Annotated in this window: 10 protein-coding genes; 6 read left to right on the forward strand and 4 right to left on the reverse strand. The window is 64.7% G+C overall.

Annotated elements, in window-relative coordinates; translation table 11 throughout:
- Positions 1-18: 18 nt before the first annotated feature.
- Together VNN55_07585 and VNN55_07590 are read left to right on the forward strand one after the other, a co-directional pair.
- Positions 19-450, forward strand: coding sequence for an archease (locus VNN55_07585; protein HWO57411.1), 432 nt, complete (start codon positions 19-21; stop codon positions 448-450).
- Entirely contained in the window at positions 447-1,922 is a 1,476-nt protein-coding gene (locus tag VNN55_07590; protein HWO57412.1) for an RtcB family protein, read from the forward strand. The genes VNN55_07585 and VNN55_07590 overlap by 4 nt, the downstream gene beginning before the upstream one ends.
- Before the next feature lie 98 nt (positions 1,923-2,020).
- Here the strand turns inward: VNN55_07590 and VNN55_07595 are convergent, their stop codons facing one another.
- The gene (locus VNN55_07595; protein ID HWO57413.1) at positions 2,021-4,720 is read right to left on the reverse strand and encodes an Ig-like domain-containing protein; all 2,700 of its coding nucleotides are present in this window, start codon (positions 4,718-4,720) and stop codon (positions 2,021-2,023) included.
- 1,124 nt (positions 4,721-5,844) lie between these two features.
- Between VNN55_07595 and VNN55_07600 the strand changes: the two genes are divergently transcribed.
- Positions 5,845-10,494 (forward strand): T9SS type A sorting domain-containing protein, encoded by a 4,650-nt coding sequence (locus VNN55_07600; protein ID HWO57414.1) that lies wholly within the window; start codon positions 5,845-5,847, stop codon positions 10,492-10,494.
- 373 nt (positions 10,495-10,867) lie between these two features.
- A complete protein-coding gene (locus VNN55_07605) occupies positions 10,868-15,733 on the forward strand; it encodes a FlgD immunoglobulin-like domain containing protein (protein HWO57415.1) in 4,866 nt (1,621 codons plus the stop codon).
- A gap of 417 nt (positions 15,734-16,150) precedes the next feature.
- Here VNN55_07605 and VNN55_07610 read toward each other — a convergent pair whose 3' ends face one another.
- The 3 genes from VNN55_07610 to eutM all read right to left on the reverse strand — a co-directional run bounded on the left by VNN55_07610 (position 16,151) and on the right by eutM (position 19,142).
- Positions 16,151-17,182 (reverse strand): cysteine synthase family protein, encoded by a 1,032-nt coding sequence (locus VNN55_07610; GenBank protein HWO57416.1) that lies wholly within the window; start codon positions 17,180-17,182, stop codon positions 16,151-16,153.
- 61 nt (positions 17,183-17,243) lie between these two features.
- Complete coding sequence (locus VNN55_07615; GenBank protein ID HWO57417.1) at positions 17,244-18,695, reverse strand: aldehyde dehydrogenase family protein; 1,452 nt, start codon at positions 18,693-18,695, stop codon at positions 17,244-17,246.
- Positions 18,696-18,857: 162 nt separating this feature from the next.
- Positions 18,858-19,142 (reverse strand): ethanolamine utilization microcompartment protein EutM, encoded by a 285-nt coding sequence (gene eutM, locus VNN55_07620; GenBank protein HWO57418.1) that lies wholly within the window; start codon positions 19,140-19,142, stop codon positions 18,858-18,860.
- A 255-nt stretch (positions 19,143-19,397) separates the two neighbouring features.
- On the opposite strand from eutM, the gene purD reads away from it, so the two are divergent.
- On the forward strand, positions 19,398-20,717 hold the full coding sequence (gene purD, locus VNN55_07625) for a phosphoribosylamine--glycine ligase (GenBank protein ID HWO57419.1): 1,320 nt from the start codon (positions 19,398-19,400) through the stop codon (positions 20,715-20,717).
- Positions 20,718-20,753: 36 nt separating this feature from the next.
- Positions 20,754-21,206 carry a 5-(carboxyamino)imidazole ribonucleotide mutase gene (gene purE, locus VNN55_07630; protein HWO57420.1) on the forward strand — a complete coding sequence of 151 codons (453 nt, stop codon included), beginning with the start codon at positions 20,754-20,756 and terminating at the stop codon, positions 21,204-21,206.
- Positions 21,207-21,413: the final 207 nt, after the last annotated feature.

A 21,413-nucleotide genomic window follows, 5' to 3' on the forward strand; every position in this document is an offset into this window, starting at 1 on the left:
ACCGGAGCCGCCGAGGCAATGTCTTTTAATTTCAAATACTTACCCGATGTGGCCCTCGCTGATGTCGCCTTCGAGGTCGAGGCGGACACATGGCAGGACCTGCTGGCCGGCGCGGCGGTCGCCACCACCGGGGTCATGGTCGATCTGAGCACCGTGATGCCCAGTCGGACACGCCATGTCGACTTGGTCGCCGATTCGCTGGAGTCGCTCGTGTATGACTGGCTGAGCGAGCTGGTCTATCTCAAAGACACCGAAGGACTTTTCGGACGCGACTTCAGCTTCGATGGCGGCGAGGCCCATGGCTGGCAAGTTACTGCGCACATCGTCGGCGAAACCATCGATCGCAAACGGCATCTGCTGGGACAAGATGTTAAGGCGGTGACCCTGCACCTGTTTGAAGCAGGAATTCAGAATGGCCGCTATCATGCCCGTGTGGTCCTGGATATATGACAACAGCTTCCGCCCATTACCTCCGTGAAATGGCACGTCCGGTCCGTCCCGGTGTCTGGGAAATCCCGCCTGAAGCCAAACCCGGGATGCTGGTTCCGGCACGGATCCTGGCCTCATCGACGCTCTTCCAGACTATGGACGACGGCGTCTTCAATCAACTGACCAACGTTGCCTGCCTTCCCGGTATCCGCAAGTATGCCATCTGCATGCCCGATGGCCACTGGGGATATGGCTTCCCGATCGGCGGGGTGGCGGCCTTCGACCCGGACCAAGGAGTGATCTCGCCCGGAGGCATCGGCTTTGACATCAACTGCGGCATGCGTCTTCTGCGCACCAACCTCACCGAATCCGAGGTCCGTCCCCGTCTGGCGGCGCTGATGGACGAGTTGTACTCGCGTGTGCCCTGTGGAGTAGGCTGTAAAGGCGTTTTAAGGCTTTCTGAGCGCGAATATCGGGACGTGATGATATCCGGTGGGGGTTGGGTCGTAAAACGCGGCTACGGCCGTTCTGACGATTTGGAGCACACCGAGGAACGTGGCGCCATCCCCGGCGCCAACCCCGACAAAGTCTCCGATCGGGCGGTCAAGCGGGGTCTCGACCAGCTGGGCACCCTCGGCTCCGGCAATCACTACCTCGAAGTCCAAGTGGTTAAACAGGAAAACGTCTATGACTGGGGGGTGGCCCGCGCCTTCGGCATCGACCGGCCCGACCAGATCTGCGTCATGGTCCACTGCGGGTCCCGCGGTTTCGGCCATCAGATCGCCACCGACTACCTGAAGACCTTCCTGCCAGTCATGAGTCGTTACGGTATCCGTACCGGCGACAAGGAGTTGGCCTGCGCGCCTTTCACCGATCCCGCCGGGGCCGACTACTTCGCCGCCATGAACTGCGCCGCCAATTCCGCCTTCGCCAACCGGCAGATGATCACTCACCTGATTCGCGAGTCATTCGCCAAGGTGTTCGGCAAGAATGACATAACGCTTGGGCTTGAAGTTGTCTACGATGTCGCCCATAACATTGCCAAGCTGGAAGAATATGAGATTGATGGAGTTAAGCAGAAACTCCTCGTTCATCGCAAAGGAGCAACCCGCTCGTTCGGGCCGGGACGCGGCTACCTGCCGCAAGACTATGTCGATATTGGACAGCCGGTTATCGTCGGAGGCTCGATGGAAACCGGCTCCTACCTCCTCCTGGGCACCAACGTCGCCATGCAGGAAACCTTCGGCTCCACACTCCATGGCTCCGGACGCACCATGTCCCGCTCCAGAGCCAAGGAGATGATCCGTGGCGACAAACTGAAGCAGTCGATGCTGGACCGCGGCATCGTCATCCGTGCTGCCTCCCTCTCCGGCCTGGCCGAGGAGGCCGGTTTCGCCTACAAAGACATCTCCGAGGTTGTGGCCACCGTCCACGACTTGGGCATCTCCACACGCGTCGCCCGCCTGATCCCGATCGGCAACCTCAAGGGTTAGAGCAGAATAGGTCCTATAGGTCCGACAGGACCTATCAAAAAAAACACCCCGGGCTGATTGCTCAGCCCGGGGTGAATCGCTTGCGCGATTTGGAACGGTTACTTCACCAGGGTCATCTTCTTGGTCGCGCTGAAGCCATTGGCTTCCACACGGTAGAAGTAGACGCCCGACGAAGCATGGTCGCCGGCGATGGTGGTGCCATCCCAGGAGACATTGACGCGTCCCGCGGCGCTGTGACCGGCGAACGAGCGGACGGTCTGGCCGGTGACGTTGTAGATCGTCACGGACCAGTCGGCGTCGTTGGCCAGGTCAAAGGACATCACCGTACCCGCGTTGAACGGGTTCGGATAGTTCTGCAGCAACGCGTACTCGGTCGGCACGACCGCCTTGGCGGCCGAGGTCGACATGAGCGCGCCACGAGCATCCGACATCTGCACTTCGGTCAGCTCGATCGAACCCTCGCCCGAAGTCGGGATCGAGAGGATCTCACGAGTGCCGGCGCCGATGCTGGCCAGCTCGCCGTTCCAGGACGGGTGAACGAGAACGCGCAGTTCGGAGCCGTTGGCGGTGTAACGCAGGTTCATGCCTTCGGCGCCGGAGAGCAGCATCGGCTCGCCCGTCGACAGACCGCTGTAACGGAAGACCAACAGGGCGCCGCCCAGGTCGACGCTCGAGGAGGTCGACACGGTGACGCTGTTGTTCTCCACCCGCACCGTGGCCGTGCCCGAGTTGGCGTACGGCGACAGCTTCGGCGAACCGGTGCCGGTTCCCGGCGGGAACGGCTGCTCGTCACCGGTGATGATGCGGATCAGGTAAATCAGGTCCGCCACGGTGAGAACGACGCCGTCGTTGTTGATGTCGGTGGCGAGGATCTGGACTTCGTCCCACACCGGATCCCACACCGACGATCCATACACGAAGTAGTTGATGAACAACACCGCGTCACCGACCTCGTTGGCCAGGCCGTTGAGGTTGATGTCGCCGCGATCATCCGGCGGCTCGTCGATGCAGATACGGCCCGGGCAGAACTCGATGATGTCACGAGCGGCCTGCTTGGTCGGGTCGATGCAGTCGGTCGGCGAACCGATCGGGATGAACAGGGTGTCGCCCGACTTGGACGACAGGGCGTTGTCGCCGCAATCCAGCACGCAGAAGCCCACGTTGAAGCACTGGTTGATGAAGTTGCGGTCGGAGGTGACCTGGAAGTTCAATCCCACGACACGGCCGTCGAGATAGAACGACGCGTCCGGAGGATGCAACGCCGGACCGTTGTCCAGATCAGCGATCGCCACGACGCGGATGTAGCCGCTCGGGCACGAACCCGCGCAGTTGCCCGCCGGGCTGTGACGATAGGTGAAGTATTCCCAATCCGCCATCTCGTCGACCGGGAAGGCCTCGAGGAAGGACAGACCGGAAGGATCGTAGCAGATCAGCAGATCGATACCGCCCAACGGATAGGTGTTGGACAAGGTGACATAGGCGGTCGCAATCTGGCCGTTGAGCGTGTGAATGTTGGCCGAATCGAGGCCCGAGCGGATGCACAGGGCATACGAGAGCACGTCGATCTGGAAGCAGCATTCATCAACGCCGCCGCAACCGTCTTCCACGCGGATGCAGGCTTCCCACAGGCCGGCGTCGTTGTTATCAGCCGACGAGGTCTGCCAGGAGAAGTTGCCGGCCGCGTCAACGGACGGAGCGTTGTGCGGAGCGCCCTGGCCTTCCAGCGCCGTGAACGACACCAGCGAGAAGGTCAAGGGGTTGCCCGCCGGGTCGACGGCCGAAGCCGCCGCCGAAACCAGGTCGCCCAAAACCGCGAACTGGTCGTCCGGGCAGGTGATCGCCGGCGCCGCATTGGTCACCGTGATGTTGAACGAGCAGGTGTCAGCCTTCTCGCCGTCAGAGACGCGGACGGTGAAGGTGATCGGGCCCTTGACCACATCGGCGCAGGCCGGATCGAAGGTCAGCACATTGCCCGCCACGAAGGCCGGATTGGCCGGAGCCGGGACCGCGGAGAGAAGCGTCCACGAAAGCGGACCGATACAGCCATCGTCGGTGGCGGTCAGCGTGTAACCGGCCGCCGGAGCGTTCCAGTCCACCGACGCATCCGACGGGCAGGTGGCCACCGGAGCGTTCTGGAACACCGTCACCTGGAAGCTGCAGTCGACGAAGTCGCAACCGTCGCTGATGCGGAAGGTGACCGTGTGCACGCCGACGTCAGCGCAAACAGTCTGCCAGTTGAACACGCCCGACGCGCTCACCGTGGCCGGACCCACGTTCGCCGGAGCAATCGAAACCAGCGAGTAGGTGACCGGGTTGCCGTTCGGGTCGGAACCGTTGAGCTGCTTGTTGTTGACGCCTGCCATGAAGTACACGTTCTCGGGGTTGTTGGTGCCGCAAACCGGAGCGGTGTTGGTCACCGTCAGGTTGAACGTGCAGTCAACCGACGCGCCGCAGGGATCGGTGGCGCGGAAGGTGACGACGTGGGCGCCCTTGTCGGCGCAGACCGCCGAGTAGGTAAACACACCAGACGGGGAGACAGCCGCGGCGCCAGCCACCGGCGGGACGATCGAGACGAGCGAGTAAGTCAGCGCGTCGCAAGCGTCTGGGTCACTGGCACTTAGCTGCTTGTTCACCGAACCGGTGAAGTTCACAGACTCGTCGGGATTCGTGCCGCAAATCGGCGCCTGGTTCTCGAGCGGAAATTCGCCGCGGAACCAGTCGAACGGCCCATATTCGCAGCAGTCGCAGCCCATCACAACAAAGGCTCCGGCCGGCGGATAAAAGGCGGTGTCGATCACGATAGTGCCTTGGCAGTCTGCAGGGGTCTGAACAGTCAGATTCCAAATGCCGGAATACGTCCCCGCGGGGAGGCATCCGCCAGTGAAATTCAAGACACCAGAGGTCCCCGGGAACCCGCCCACGGCCGTCGTAAAGCCGGCCAGGTCAGGACCAGGAGCCGCCGCCAGAATCGTGGCGCCACCCGTGATCGTCAGGGGCAAACCCCAGGCGCCCAACGGGCTGGTGATGTCCAAGAAAATCGGAACCTGGACTGTGGCGCAACGCGGCAGACCCTGGGATTGTGCCCCACCGGGTGTACCGACGTGACCACTGCTCGCGGCAAAGGCGAAACCGGTCGAGACGAGTACGACGAGACAAACGCTCGCCAATACCATGAGTCTATGTTTCATTCTCCTTTGCTCCTTTACGTTGTCTCACTTGCAAGGATGTCAGTCAGAGAGCGGGACTGACTTGGGTGTGCTTCAGCGATAGCCGGACTCGGCTAACGCAAAGCCGCACAAGAGCTTCTTATAACCGCTTGCGGGAATCTATTGGTAAAGGAATCCTACTGGGCGTAGGTCACCGCGGGTTCGAAATCACGACGTTTCAAACCGAAGTCGGTGTTCGAGATTGTGGCACAGCAATTAAGCAGTCAGCAAGACCGCTTAGCACGTGCTGGCAGAATACAACTTTTTTGCGGTTAGTCAACACTTTTTTTGAAAATCCGCCTCGAAGCACAAGCTTGGATCCCCGGCCAAGACCGCCAAATCAACAGACGCTCCCACCCTCCGACCCGCTCCCGCTGTCCGCTTTCTCGGAACCGTTTCGGTCGATCCATCATTCTCACCTGCCTCCCCAATAATTCCGGCCGCCGGTGACATTCCGACCTTGACACCCGTTCTAATCGTAACTATTTAAGTCGTGGTGTAACCACAGTTGTAGTCTGGCCGACTGCCCATGTCGGAGCAGAGCACTCACGACTCGAGATCGCCAGCGATGCTTGAGTAGTGGACTTAAATCGGGCCCTTCAAATAAAGGAGGTCCGTGGATGTCCAAGGTGTGAAGTGTTGTGCCGTACTCGTGCCGTCGATCGGCTTTACTCCACTATCCTATTGCAAAACAACACGTTCTGGGAGGGCAAGACATGTGCATCTTGACTGCGCGCCGACGCCGGTCTGCGTCGTGTTTCTTATCCTATCTGACTGTCCTCGGCTTCCTGTTTCTCACCGTCATTCCCACGGCCGCCAGTGCCGCCATCGTCACGACCGACCGGCCGGAATACGCCCCTGGCGAGACCGCGCGGATTCGCGGGGCCGGCTTCGCCCCAGCCGAAGTGGTCACGCTGCAGGTGACCCATCTGGATGGCACCCCGGCATCCGGCGAGGGGCATGGTCCTTGGGATGTTCCGACCAATGGCTCCGGCGGCTTCCTGGCCGACTGGACCGTTCCCTATGATGACAACGTTAATGAGGAACTGCTGATTTCCGCCACCGGGCAGACATCGGGCATCGCGGCCAGCGTCACGATCCTCGATGCCAACACCCATCTGACTTTCGTCTCGATTCCGACCTCGGTGCCGCCGAATTCCGGGTTTTCGGTCACGGCGCGCCTGACGCAGGACTGCGGCGGCGATCCCGACGCTCCGTTGCCGGGCCGCACCATCCTTTTCTTCATCACCGAGGGCAACTGCGGGGTCGATGTCGGACAGAATCCAAACGCGACCGCTGTCACCAATGCCTTCGGCGAGGCGACCGCCGGTCTCACCGCGCCGGCCGGCGATTTTGCCATGCGCATCAAATTCCTCGGCGAGGACAAGCCCGATCCCTGTCCGACCCCGGGCAACAGCGCCTGCGCCCCGAACGACCCGAACGCCAACAAGCGCTGCGTCTCACTGTCCAACGGCAATCTCTGTCAGACCATCTCGGCGGTGCCCTGCGATCCGCTGCAGGCGATCTGTCCGCCGCCGCTGACCGTGGAATGCGAAGCGGAAGTGCCGCCGCCCAGCCCCGGCAGCGTCGTCTGCGACGGGGGTTGCTCGCCGGTGACCACTGTGTGGGTTGGGGATGGCCCGCTCACCGGCGGTCCCTGCGGCGGCACCATCACCCGCACCTATCGCTGCACCGACGCCATGGGCAACACCGCCGACTGCGTGCAGACCATCACGGTCGACGACAACACCGCGCCCTTCTTCGCGCCCGCCTGCTTCCAGTCCAATACGGTGGCTTGCATCAGCCAGGTGCCGCCGCCGGGACTGGGGGGGATCGGCCCGATCGATAATTGCGATGTGTCGCTTGCGCTCACGCACACCCGCACCGACAACGGCGCCACCGGCTGCCCCGGCGATCCGCGCGTGATCACCGACATCTACACCGCCACCGACGACTGCGGCAATGCCGGGCAGTGCACACGGACCTGGACGATCGTCGACGATATCGCGCCGACCATCTCCTGCCCGCCCGGATTCACGGTCGAATGTCTGGCGGATCTACCGCCGTGCAACCCGGCCGATGCGACCGCTGCGGATAACTGCGGCGCCGTCAGCGTGACCTGCGTCGATGGCCCGCTGGTCGGCGGACCCTGCGGCGGAACCGTCACCCGGACCTACACGGCCACCGACGCCTGCGGCAACACCGCCACTTGCGCGCAAGTGATCACGATCGACGACACCACGCCGCCTTCGATCGCCTGTCCGCCCGACGAGACGCTGCCCTGCGGCGGCACGCTGCCGCCTTGCGATCCGTTGGCGGCCACCGCCTCCGACAATTGCGGCGCCCCGGTTGTCACCTGTTCCGAGACGCCCACCGTTGATGGCGTGATCCGCACCTTCACCGCCACTGACGCCTGTGGCAACAGCGCCAGTTGCAATCAGGTCATCACCTTCACCGATGACACCCCGCCGCAGTTTGTCGACTGCCCGCCGGCGTTCGCGGTGGAGTGTCTGGCCGATCTGCCGCCCTGTCCGACCAGCATGCCGGTCTTCGACGAGTGCGAAGGGCTGATCGTGGCGCCCGCGGTCTGCAGCGACGGCCCGCTGGTTGGCGGCGAATGCGGCGGCACGATCACCCGCACGATCACCGTCACCGACGCCAGCGGCAATGTCGCCACCTGCACGCAGGTGATCACCGTCGACGACAACACGCCGCCCACGCTCACCTGTCCGCCGTCTGTGACATTGGCCTGCGGCGCGTCGACCGACCCGTCGCAAACCGGCACAGCTTCCGCCGGCGACAACTGCGATCCCAATCCGGCGGTCACATTCACCGACGCGATGGCGCCCGGCGCCTGCCCGCAGTCCTACACCATCACGCGGACCTGGACCGCCGCCGATGCCTGCGGCAACACCGCTTCCTGTGACCAGATGCTGACGGTTGTCGATGACGTTGCGCCGGCTATTGTCTGCCCGGCCGACGCGACGGTTGAATGCGGCCAGCCGACCGATCCGGCGGCCACCGGATTCGCCACCGCCACCGACGCCTGCGATCCGGCGCCCGCGGTTACATTCACCGACAGCGAGACACCCGGCGCCTGCGCCGCGGAGAAGACGATCACCCGCGTGTGGACCGCCACCGATGCCTGCGGCAATTCGAGCAGTTGTGTCCAGCTCATCGAAGTGATGGACACCCAGCCGCCGACGTTGACCGCCGGGTGTGGTCCGGGCGCGCAGTATCAATGCGCGGCCGATGTGCCGCCATTGGCCCCCGGCGCCGCGACGGACAACTGCGACGCCGATGTCACAGTCACCTCGGTGCGCAGCGACAACGGCGGAGCCGGTTGCGCCGGTAATCCGTTGGTGGTGACCGACACCTACACCGCCACGGATGACTGCGGCAACACGATGACCTGCACGCGTGTTCACACCGTCATCGACAATACGCCGCCCGTGTTCGTCAACGGTTGCGGCGCCAATGCCGCCTACGATTGCCTCGCCGCGGTGCCGCCGCCGGATCTGAGCGTGCTGGCGACCGACAACTGCGATGGCGCGGCCGTGGTCACGGTGGCGCGCACCTCCAACGGCGGGGCCGGTTGTGTCGGCAATCCGCTGGTCCTCACCGACACCTACACCGCCACCGACGCCTGCGGCAACACGGCGCAATGCGCCCGCACTCACACCGTGATCGACAACACCGCGCCGGTCATCCTCGCCTGCCCGCCGCCGGTCACCGTCGATGGGCTGGAGAATCTGCCGCCCTGTGATGGCAGCGGTGTGAACGCCACCGACAACTGCGGCCCGGTGACGATCACCTGCACCCGCGCCGGATTGGGCGGGGTTGGCTGCGGCAGTCTGCCGGTCGTTGTCACCTACCAGTATACCGTCGCCGACGGTTGTGGCAACTCCGCCACCTGCACACGGTTGGTGACCGTCAACATGCCGCCCTGCAACTTCTTCGTCACGCTGGGGGCCGCCGGCGCCGAACTGAGCGCGCCGCTGGGCACGCAGATCAGCGTGCCGCTGGCCATCGACAGTCTCGACAATGAAATCGGGGCCTTCGAGATGACCTTCAACTACGATGCCGAAGCGCTCACTCTCCTGGGGGTGACACGCGGCGTTGGGTTGAACGGCTGGCAGCACTTCAGCTACCGCACCGCCGCCGGCGCCTCCGCGACCACGCGGCGTGTTTCGGTCACGGGGATTGTGCAGTTGCCCGGCCAGGGTGCCCCGCCGACCAGCGCCTACGCGCCGCTGGGCGTGATCGCCTACCTGAACTTCGCCGTCTCCGCCGACCGTCGGCTCGAAGGACGGACGTTGTCGATCGCGCCCTCACAGCAGGAGTGCGACGACCACTGTCTGCTCAGCCGCGACGGGATGACCGCGTATGTCCCGGCCGATTTCAGCGGCGATCCCTGCCCGATGTCGGCGACGATGGTGCCCGCGGTGACGATCGCCCCGGCCCACGCCCGTGTCGCGCCCGCGCCCAACACGCGCGGCGATATCAACCTCAACGGCGCCGCCTATGAAGTCGGGGATGCGGTGCTCTTTGTCGATGTGCTCGCCGGCGTTCCCGGCGCGCTGTCCTCCGATCCGTCCGTGCGCAACCGTCAGCTGGACGCGACGGAAGTCAACGGCGACGGCGTGCGCGCTTCGGTGGCCGACCTGGTCTATCTGATTCGTGTGGTCACTGGTGATGCCTCGCCTCTGCCGGGCGCCAAGCCGGCGGCGATCGTCGCCGACGCGCTGGTCCGCGCGCAGAGCACCCCCGAAGGTCTGCGTCTGACGCTGGAATCGCCCGTGGACATCGGCGGGCTGCTCTTCACGTTCCGCAGCCGCGATCTGACCGCCGGAACGCCGGTGGTCTGTCCCGAAGGAGCGGCGCTGCGCACCTGCACCCGCGTCAATCCCGACGGCGACCTGACCGTGCTCATGTACGGTTGGAACCGCGGTGACCGGCTCGCCGCCGGGCGGCATGATCTCCTGCTGGTACCGACATCCGGTTTCGGCACAATCGAGTTGATCCGTGTCGAAGTCTCTGATGCTCAAGGTGATCTGCTCGCCGTGCGCCAGGCCGGCGCCACACTGCCTGAGGACTATGCGCTTCTGCAGAACTATCCCAACCCATTCAACGCCGGCACCATCATCCCGGCGGTCTTGCCGCAGACCGGGGCATGGTCGGTGACGATCTACAACGTCGCCGGCCAGACCGTGCGGCGGCTGGCCGGCCATGATGGCCCGGGCGCCATCCAAGTGTACTGGGATGGACGGGATGCGGGTGGAGGTAATGTGGCCAGCGGAGTCTACTTTTACCGGTTTGAGGCCGGCGGCTGGACCGCAACCCGCAAGATGATCCTGCTGAAGTAACTGGAACGGTCGGCCCGGCTGTCCAAAGCCCCGCGGGCGCAAAGCCCGCGGGGCTTTTTTGTGCTTCCTGATACCGGAGCCAGTTTTTGTCAAAAGCCGGACCCCGCCGGGTCAACTGCTTGACTACCTGATTTATGGGGTTAGATTATCTGTGGAGCAAGGGACTCGTCTGATTACCGTCCAGTCATTCTGATCGACCGCGGCCCCGGCCGCGTCACGCGCATTTGTCATCGTCTTCACGGTCGGAGGTGGAGTCCGAGCCGGCATTCTGACAACCTGAACGAGGCGCCCAAGCGCCTGTCGCGCCGCTTTGCCAAAAAAGCCGGCGACTCCCCGTCGCCGGATCGCAAGACATCGATAGGGAGGTGTGGAGATGACCGCTAATCAATTGTCCAAGCGCCTGCGGGTGTACGGACAGTGCGTCGGGTTCTGTGCCCTGGTGCTGTTGGCCGCGATGGTTGCGACCGCCGCCGGCGCGTCCGCCGCCGTGCTCAGCACCGACAAACCCGACTATGCGCCCGGAGAGACCATCCACATCCGCGGCGCCGGCTTCGGCTCCGCCGAAATCGTGAGCGTGCATATCACCCACGCCGACGGCACGCCCGAAACAGGGGAGGGGCACCAGCCGTGGGAGGTGCGCGCCAACGGTTCCGGCGGTTTCGTCACCGACTGGATCGTGCCGTTTGATGACAACGTCGACGAGATCCTGCTCATCACCGCCACCGGATTGACTTCGGGCACCATCTCCACCACCACGGTCGTCGACGCCAACACCAATCTCGCCTTCCTCTCAGTGCCCGAGTCGGTGCCGCCGAGCACGCCGTTTACCATCCGCTTCCGGCTGACGCAGGATTGCGGCGGCGGCGATGAAGCGCCGCTGCCCGGACGCGCGGTGCTGATCCTGCTGACGCAGGGCGCCAACTGCGGCGTCGATGTCGGCAACGAGCCCGACACCACGGTCATCACCGACGCCTTCGGCGAGGCCACGGTCCATCTGGTCTCGCCGCCGGTGGATTTCGCCGTGCGTCTAAAGTTCCTCGGTGAAGAGAAGCCCAACCCCTGCCCGAACCCGGGCAACAGCGTCTGCGCGCCGACCGATCCGAACGCCAGCAAGCGTTGCGTGTCGTTGTCGAATGCGAACATCTGCCAGGTGGTCTCATCGATCACCTGTGATCCGCTCCAATCGGTTTGCCCGCCGGCCGCCTCGGTCAGTTGCGAGTCCGATGTCCCGCCGCCCGATCCATCGCTGGTCGTCTGCCAGGGCGGCTGTCCGCCGGTGGTCACCGCCTGGATCGGCGACAGTCCGCTCACCGGCGGCCCGTGCGGCGGCACGATTGCCCGCACCTACCGCTGCACCGACGCGCTCGGGAACACGTCGGACTGCGTCCAGACCATCACCATCGACGACAACGATCCGCCGTCATTCCCCGCCGGCTGCACACAGGCGGATACGTTTGCCTGTGTCGCGGATGTTCCGGCGCAGGCGCTGGGCGGATTCGACCCACTGGACAATTGCGATGCCACGGTGACCGTGACGGCTACGCGCACCGCCAACGGCGGCGCGGGTTGTGTGGATGACCCGTTGGTCATCACCGATGTGTACACCGCCACGGATGATTGCGGCAACACGGCACACTGCCGGCGTGTCTGGACGGTCATCGACGATGTCGCGCCGACGATCATCTGCCCGGCGGACTTTGCCGTCGAACGCTTCGTTGACATTCCCACCTGCGATCCGTCCGATGCCACCGCCGCGGACAACTGCGGCACGGTCACGGTCACCTGCAGCGATGGCCCGCTGGTCGGCGAGTCCTGCGGCGGCACGGTGACGCGCACCTTCACCGCCACCGACGCCTGTGGCAACAGCGCCTCCTGCACCCAGACGATCACCGTGGACGACACCACGCCGCCCACGATCGTCTGCCCGGCCGACGCGCTCTATGAATGCGGCGAGGATGTGCCGGCCTGCGATCCGGCCGATGCGACCGCGTCGGACAATTACGGCGTCCAATCGGTCACCTGCGTCGACACGCCGACCGCGACCGGCTTGATTCGCACCTACACCGCGACCGACTCCTGCGGCAATTCCGCCTCCTGCGCGCAGATCATCACGATCGACGATGACACGCCTCCGATCTTCGTCGACTGCGTGCCCGAAATCCGTGTGCAATGCCGGGCCGATGTTCCGCCCTGTCCCGCCACGATGCCGGTCTTCGATGAGTGTCTCGGATTGATCGTCGCGCCGGTGACCTGCTCCGATGGTCCGTTGGTGGGCGGTGTCTGCGGCGGCGCCATCACCCGCACCATCACCGTGACCGACGCGGCCGGCAATACCGCCACCTGCATCCAGATCATCACCGTCAGCGACACCCAGCCGCCGGTGATCACCTGCCCTCCCGATTTCACGGTGGGCTGCTTTGGCGACATTCCGCCCTGCGACCCGACTGAGGCGACCGCCACTGACAACTGCGGCCCGGTCACGCTCTCCTGCGTGGATGCGCTGATCGCCGACGGGGTCGTGCGCACGTTTACCGCGACCGATGGCTGCGGCAACAGCGCCAGTTGCACGCAACGCGTCGTGGTTATCGACACCACGCCGCCGGTGTTCGTCGACTGTGTGCCGGAAATCCACGTTGCCTGTGTGGAGGATGTCCCGCCCTGTCCGACCGCGATGCCGATATTCGATGAGTGCCTCGGCCTGATCGTTTTGCCGGCGACCTGTGTCGATGGCCCGCTAGTCGGCGGACCGTGCGGCGGCACGATCACACGCACGATTGCCGTCTCCGACGCGGCCGGCAACGTCGCCGCCTGCGTTCAGACCATTACCATCGATGACACCACACCTCCGACCATCGTCTGTCCGCCCGACGTGACGCTCGAATGCTCCGCGTCCACCGATCCCGACAGCACCGGCAGGGCGACCGCCACGGACAACTGCCTGCCCGCGCCCGTCGTGAACTACATCGATGAAGTGCATCCGGGACAGTGTGAGGGCATGAGTTTGGTCATCCGCACCTGGACTGCAACCGATGCCTGCGACAACAGCGCCACTTGCGTCCAGTTGATCACGCTGCTGGACACCGCGCCGCCTACTCTGACCTGTCCGTCCGATGTCACGGTGGAGTGCGGCGATCCGATCGATCCGGCGGCCACCGGCTGGGCCACCGCCGTGGATGCCTGCGATCCGGAGCCGACCGTCGCCTACACCGAATCCCGCGCGCCCGGCGCCTGCCCGGGCGAGTTTTTCCTCTATCGCATCTGGACGGCGGCCGACGACTGCGGCAATTCCACGCTGTGCATCCAGTTGATCACCGTCGACGACTCGCAGGGGCCGGTTATCACCTGCCCGCCCGATGTCACAATCGGCTGCCATGACCCCGTCGATCCGCTGTCGACCGGCCAGGCGACGGCCGCGGACGTTTGCGATCCGCAGCCCGCGATCGACTATCGCGATGCGGTCACACCCGGCTCGTGCGCCTCGAATTACGTCATCAAGCGCACCTGGATCGCCACCGACCTCTGCGGCAACGTCTCTCAATGTGTCCAGACCATCACCGCGATCGACACCGCGCCGCCGGTCTTTGTCAGCGTGCCGCCGCCGATCACCGTGAACGGACTGGCGGGGCTGCCGCCCTGCACGCTCGATGGCGTCGAAGTCGAAGACGATTGCGGCGAAGTAACGCTGACCTGCACCCGCGCCGGGTTGGGCGGCGTCAGTTGCGGCACCATCCCGGTGCCGGTCCGCTACATCTTTACCGCGGTCGATGAATGCGGCAACCGCGCCACCTTCACGCGCATCGTCACCGTGATCATGGAGCCGTGCAACTTCTTCGCCTCCGCCGGCCCGCCGGACAAAGGCGAGATCATCGCCCCGGTCGGCTCGCGCATCACCGTGCCGGTGCGCATCGATGTGGTCGAGGAGGAATTGGAGGCCGTGCGGTTGGCCTTCGGCTACGACCCTGAGGCGCTCACGCTGCTGGATGTTGATCGCGGCGACGCGGTCAGTTTGTGGAAGTCCTTCACCTACGACATCACCGTGGGGGACCGTCCCGGCTCGCGCATGGTGGTGGTGCAGGCGGCCGCCAATCTGGATGGGCAGAGCAATCTGCCGACCAACGCTTTCTGGCCGCGCGGCGTCATCGCGAAGCTGCACTTTGCCGTCGCTCCCGACCGCGCCCGCGAAGGCCAGACCCTGCCGATCTGGTCGGCGCAGACCGACTGCGGCGCCAATTGCTTCCTCTCGCACGAGCGCGATGTCGCCTTCGTGCGCAAGGATGTCGGCGATGCCTGCGGCGCGCTGGCCATGCCGGTCTCGCCGGCGATCGTGATCACGCCGGCCACGGTCCGCCTCGCCGCGCCGGTGAGCGAGGCAGGGGACATCAACCGCAACGGCGCCGCCTATGAAGTCGGCGATGCGGTGCTGCTGATCGATTATCTCGCCGGCGGCGACGTCTTCTCCGCCGATCCGTTCATGCGCGGCCTGCAGATCGAGGCGTCGGATGTCAACGCCGACGGCGTGCCGGCCACCGTGGCCGACCTGGTCTACCTGATCCGGGTTATCTCCGGCGCGGCCATGCCGATTCCGGGCGCGAAACTCTCGCCCTTTGCGACCGAGGCCCGCATCGAAACCCAGGTCGCCGCCAACGAGGCGCGGGTTGTGCTCGATGCCCCCACCGACATCGGCGGCCTGCTGCTCACCTTCCGCCCGCAGGGGCTGGACTGCGGCGAGCCGATACTGTCGGCCGCAGCGGCGGGGATGAAAGTGCGCGCACGGACTACCGAAAGCGGTGAGCTGAAAATCCTCATCTATGGTTGGGACGCGAACGCCTTCGTTGCCTCCGGCCACCACCAGTTGCTCTCTCTGGCGACCAACGGATCCGGTTCTCTCGAACTGGTCGGCGTCGAAATTTCCGATGCCCAAGGCGCATTGCTCGCCGTGCGTCAGGCCCGCGCGATTGTGCCGGAAGGGTATGCGCTCCTGCAGAACTACCCGAACCCGTTCAACGCCGGCACGGTGATCCCGATCGCGCTGCCGCAGGCCGGGGAGTGGAGCATTACGATCTGCAACGTCGCCGGCCAGACCGTGCGCCGTCTGCAAGGCTTCGATGGCCCCGGCCCAGTGCAGGTGGCGTGGGATGGACGCGCCGCCGACGGCGCCGAACTGGCCAGCGGTGTGTACTTCTACCGTCTCGATGCCGGTGCCTGGACCGCGACACGTAAGATGATCCTGCTGAAGTAGCGCGTCAGATCCATCGAAACAAGAAACCCCGCTGGTCATCCGGCCCGCGGGGTTTCCTGTAATCGAAGTTTCGGAAGTCATCGATCGGTCGGGATCGTCGGCGCAGTCCTCCTGACCTACGACTGCCTCTCTCATCGACGGGCAAAGCGAAGATGCTTCGCTCCGCTGATCATGACAGAGGGAGGGGTGAAATGGATTGGGAGGGCAAGGCTTCTGCCGAGCCTGCTTTTTTTGGTCGCCACCAAGAGCAGGCTCGGCGGGAGCTTCGCCCTCCCGAGACTGAGCATTTGGTATGTCGGGAACCCCGCGCTTCCGATGTCATCGATCTGTCGGGATCGTCGGCGCAGTGCTCCTGACCTACGACTGCGAACGTTACAACGCGCGAAGGGAGCAGGGGGGAGGCACGGTCACTTCGTGTCAGACCGCAAACCCCTTTTCCTTCATCCACCGCTCGCTCAAGAACTTCGAAAGATAGCGCATGCCGCTGTCGGCGAAGAGCGTCACGATGTTGAGATCGCGCTGCGTTGGATTGGCGGCACACCACTTGCGCAACGCCGCCATCGCCGAACCGGCCGAGCCGCCGGCGATCAGCCCTTCCTCCATCACGATGCGCCGCGCCTCGGCGAACGCCTCGGCGTCGTCGCTTTGCAGCACCTCATCGACCACGGAAAAGTCCATCGCGCCACAGGGCGTGTCGGTGCCGATTCCCTCGACGTAATAACGGCCCGGCTCGCCTTCGCGGTTGTGGGTGAACAGTTCATGGAAGATCGATCCGACGGGATCGACCGCAAGCACACGCACGCCCGGCTTGACCTCCTTCAGGTAGCGCGCGATGCCGGAGAGCGTGCCGCCGGTGCCGATCCCGGCGATGAACACATCGACCTGCCCATCCATCTGCTGCCAGATTTCCGGGCCGGTGGTGCGGTAGTGCGCCTCGATGTTCAGCGGATTGTGGTACTGGTCGACCAGATAGGCGCCCCGCTCCCTGGCGATCCGTCGCGCCGAGGAGTAGTACGAATCGGGATGATCATGCGGCACATCGGTGGGGCAGATCACCACCTCGGCCCCCAGGGCGCGAATCAGGTCAATCTTCTCCGCCGAGGTCTTGTCGGGGACGGTGAACAGCGCGCGGTAGCCCTTCTGGCGCGCCACCATCGCCACCGACACCGCGGTGTTGCCCGAAGAATTGTCGATCACCAGATCGCCCGGCTTGATCCAGCCGCGGCGCTCGGCCTCGTCGAGGACAAAGAGCGCCAGACGGTCCTTCACCGAACCGGTGGGGTTGAAGTACTCCAGCTTGGCGTAGACACGGTGCGGCAGATCGCGCACCGTCGGGCCCAGCCGCACCAGCGGCGTATGGCCGATCAAATCGAGAATGCCGCGGTCCACGTCGGAACGGAACGCCGCGGCGCGCTCGCGCGCAATGGATTCTGTCGTTGTTGTCGTCATTCGATCACTTATATGCGGATGGTTCCCAATTGTTCGTATGCATTCTCAACTGGCGCCGCCGTCAGACGATCCGAAAGTAGTCGACCAGGGTACATCGCCGCGGCCGGGTGAACGTCGAGGCGCGGGTCAGGCCCTCGCCGGTGGTCCCGGCGATCGACATGGTGGTGTACCCCTCGCCGCCATACCCCAGCCCCGCCATGTTCGGGCCGTTTTTCACAAAGATGTTGGCGTTGCAGTTCTGCGCCATCGCCGACAGGTGGGTGATGTTGGTCGAGTGCATGACGAAGGTGTGATGGTAACCGTGCTCGGCGATGATGGCGCGTTCCATCGCCTCTTCGAAGGTGCGGCAGCGGACAAGGGGGAGGATCGGCAACAACTGTTCGGCCATGACCAGCGGATGGTCCCAGGCCACCTCCATGAATCCGAGCGTCGCCCGCGATGGCGCCGTAAGTCCGGCCCTGGCAAGAATGACGTCGAGATCGCTTCCGGCATACTCGCGGTGGATCTTCACCGGCCGGTGGCCGTGTCCGCCCGGATCCTCGGCGACCAGAAGCGCGGTCACCCGGTCGATGTCGGCGCCTTTGATCTCAAAACCGCCCTGCTGCGCCAGTTCGCGCTTGAGGGCGTCGGCCACCTTGTCGACCACGAAGATTTCCTTCTCGTCGGTGCAGAGGATGTTGTTGTCGAAGGAGGCGCCCGTCACGATGTCCCGCGCGGCCTTGCCGATGACGGCGCTCTCATCGACCACCACCGGCGGATTGCCCGGTCCGGCGCAGATGGCGCGTTTGCCGGAGGCCATCGCCAGACGCACCACCGGCATCCCGCCGGTCACCAGTAGCAGGTCGATCCCCGGATGCCTTATCAACGCCGCCGCGCTGTCCTGCGAGGGCTCGCGCAATACGGTGACCACATTGGCCGGCCCGCCGCCTTGAACGATCGCATCGCTTAACGCCGCGGCCGCCGCCCGGCAGACATGTTTCGCCGCCGGGTGGGGGTTGAACACACAGGCATTGCCCGCCGACACCAGTGAGATCGCGTTATTGATCACCGTCGCCGCCGGATTGGTCGAGGGGGTGATCACGCCGACCACGCCGAACGGCGCCGGTTCGACGATCGTCAGGCCATCGTCGCCGGAAGTGGAATCGTTTTTCAGGTCGGCCGGGCCCGGAGTCTTGCGGGCGCAAAGCAGGTTCTTGTTGTACTTGTCCTGGACACGTCCCAGTCCGGTCTCCTCGACCGCCATCCGTGCCCAGAGTTCAGCCGATTGACGCGCGGTCTCGCGCATCCGGCGGATGATCTCAAAACGCGTTGCCAGCCCCAGATCAAGCAGCGACTTCTGCGCGCGCCCGGCGGCCTCGATGGCCTGGTCCAGCGTGTCGAAGACCCCGGCCTCGCGTCCCTTCTCGGCGTCGCGTCGCAGAGTCAGGGCCGCCTGCGTCCGGCTGTCCGGACGGCGGATCTCTCGAAGTACTTTCTGAACGATCTCGGATATTTCGCTGTCAGTCAAAGGCATGGACGGCAGGACCCAATGGCGATTGCGCATCAAATAATGTAGGGGCGTGTGAACCACACGCCCCTACGCTCAACTGGACATTGCACCGCCGTATCGTCGCACGACCCTCCAGGGCGAAGAAGACGACGGCAATTGCCCGCCCCGGCACGGGGCGGAAATGGCCTACTTCTCGCCCGGCAGACGGGTCGGGAAGATTTCGTGCACGTTGCCATGCGGGCGCGGGATCACATGCACCGCGACCACCTCGCCGACTTTGCCGGCCGCGGCGGCGCCGGCATCGGTGGCGGCTTTGCAGGCAGCCACGTCGCCGCGCACCATCGCCGTCACATACCCGCCGCCGATTTTCTCATAGCCGACCAAAGTGACCTTTGCGGCCTTCACCATGGCGTCGGATGCCTCAATCAGTGCGACCAATCCCTTGGTCTCGATCATTCCCAATGCTTCCATAAGTCGGCCTCCGGCCATTACTTCCGAAGTGAGTGAAAAAGTCCGGCCCGGCACCCCGTCCCGGTGTGCCGCGAATTGTAGACCCCATCCCCATACCTGTCAACAGAAAACAATCCCCCGTCCTGTCACGCCCACTCCCGCGGCCGCCGCCACCTCCCATTGTCTGAGATTCGCTGTTGTGTCGACTGCGCCGGGGCCGCAAATTAGCCGTCTGTCACGATCCGCCCACAGGCACATCGCTGGCAGCGACGCATCATGGCCAAGCAGCTTAAAGTGTTGGTAATCGGCGGCGGGGGACGCGAGCATGCCCTCTGTTGGCGGCTGTCAAAGTCGCCGCAGGTCCGCGAGATTCTCTGCGCCCCGGGCAACGCCGGCATCGCCGATGTCGCGCGTCTGGTCAACCCGCCCGACAAGTCCAACCAGGGCTATCTCGATCTGGCCCGGAGCGAAGGGGTCGATCTGACCATCGTCGGCCCCGAGCAGCCGCTGGCCGACGGCATCGTCGATGACTTCCGCGCCGCCGGGTTGCGCATCTTCGGCCCGAGCAAGGCCGCCGCGCAACTGGAGTCCTCGAAGGCCTTTGCCAAGGAGTTCATGCGCCGTCATGCCATCCCGACCGCGCCGTTCCGCATTTTTGACAACAGCGACGATGCGCTGAAATTCATCGCCGGCTCCGATGGCCCGTTGGTGGTCAAGGCCGACGGCCTCGCCGCCGGCAAGGGCGTGGTGGTCTGCCGCACCAACGACGAAGCGGCGGCAGCGGTGAAGATGATCATGGTCGAGCGCGCCTTCGGCGCCGCCGGCGACCGGATCGTCATCGAACGCGCCCTCACCGGCGAAGAGATGAGCGTCATGGCCTTCGCCGACGGCGTGCGCGCCGTGGCGATGATCCCCGCGCGCGACTACAAGCGTCTCGAGGACGGCGACAAGGGGCCCAACACCGGCGGCATGGGCGCCTATGCGCCCGCGCGCACGGTCGAAGACGAGGTGCTCGAGGAAATCGCCGAACGCATCCTCAACAAGACCGTCGAGGCGATGCGCGACGAGGGCATCCCCTATACCGGCATTCTCTACGCCGGCCTGATGATCACCGACAACGGGCCCAAGGTGCTCGAATACAATTGCCGCTTCGGCGATCCGGAGACCGAGGTCGTCCTGCCGCTTCTGAAGACCGATCTGGTCGATGTGATCGGCGCGGCGTTGGCCGGCCAGCTGCAGATGGAGCCGCTGGCCTGGCTTGAGGAGTACTGCGCCGGCGTCATTCTCACCGCGCGCGGCTATCCCGGACGCTACGAGAGCGGAGTGCCCATCGAAGGGAACACCGCCACCGAGCAGGGCAACATCCTCTGCTTCCATGGCGGGACCGCCCGCGAGAGCGGGGGACGGTTGGTCTCTTCCGGGGGACGCATCCTCGGCGTGTACGCGCGTTCCAGTTCGCATGAGGGGGCGGTCGCCGCGGCTTATTCGGCCATCGACCGTATCCGCATCAAGGGCGCGCACTACCGCCGCGACATCGGTCTGCGCACCAAACGCATCATGCGCCCGCGCCGTCTCGAAACCGGCAGCCGGCGGTAGGGCGATGCCAGACGCGCCCATTCGAAAGAGCCAACCATGAATCCACAAGTGCTCATCTTGATCGGTTCGGAGTCCGACCGCGCCACGATGGAAAAGACGGTCAAGACGCTCGATGAGTTCGGCATCAGCGCCCGTCTCGAGGTCGCCTCGGCGCACCGCACCCCGGCGAAGGTGGTGCGGATGGTGCGCGACGCCGAAGCGGGCGGCACCAGAGTCTTTGTCGCCGCCGCCGGCATGGCCGCGCATCTGGCCGGGGCGGTAGCCGCCAACACCACTCGTCCGGTGATCGGCGTGCCGCTCTCCGGCTCGGCGCTTAACGGCATGGATTCGCTGCTCTCTACGGTGCAGATGCCCAAGGGAATCCCGGTGGCCACTGTGGCTATCGGCGACCACGGCGCCATCAACGCCGGCTTTCTGGCCGCCCAGATCATCGCCCTGTCCGATCCGGCGGTGGCGGCGAAACTCCGCGAGCAGAGAGAAAAAGTTTAGATTGACGGAACGGGAAGCCAGATCGATTGTTTAATCAGCAAGCCCGGATACAAGGAGGATGGATTAATGCGTAAACGACTCTCGACTGTGTTCGCTGTGGCGGCGCTTGCCGGAGGTATTTGGTTTGCCGCGGCCGCGGCCGAACCGACGGAGGAAGCCAAAAAGTCATTCAACGCGGCGGTCGAAGCCGCCAAGGCGGGCAACACC

The sequence above is a fragment of the bacterium genome, from assembly GCA_035559435.1.
Classification (GTDB): domain Bacteria; phylum Zixibacteria; class MSB-5A5; order WJJR01; family WJJR01; genus JACQFV01.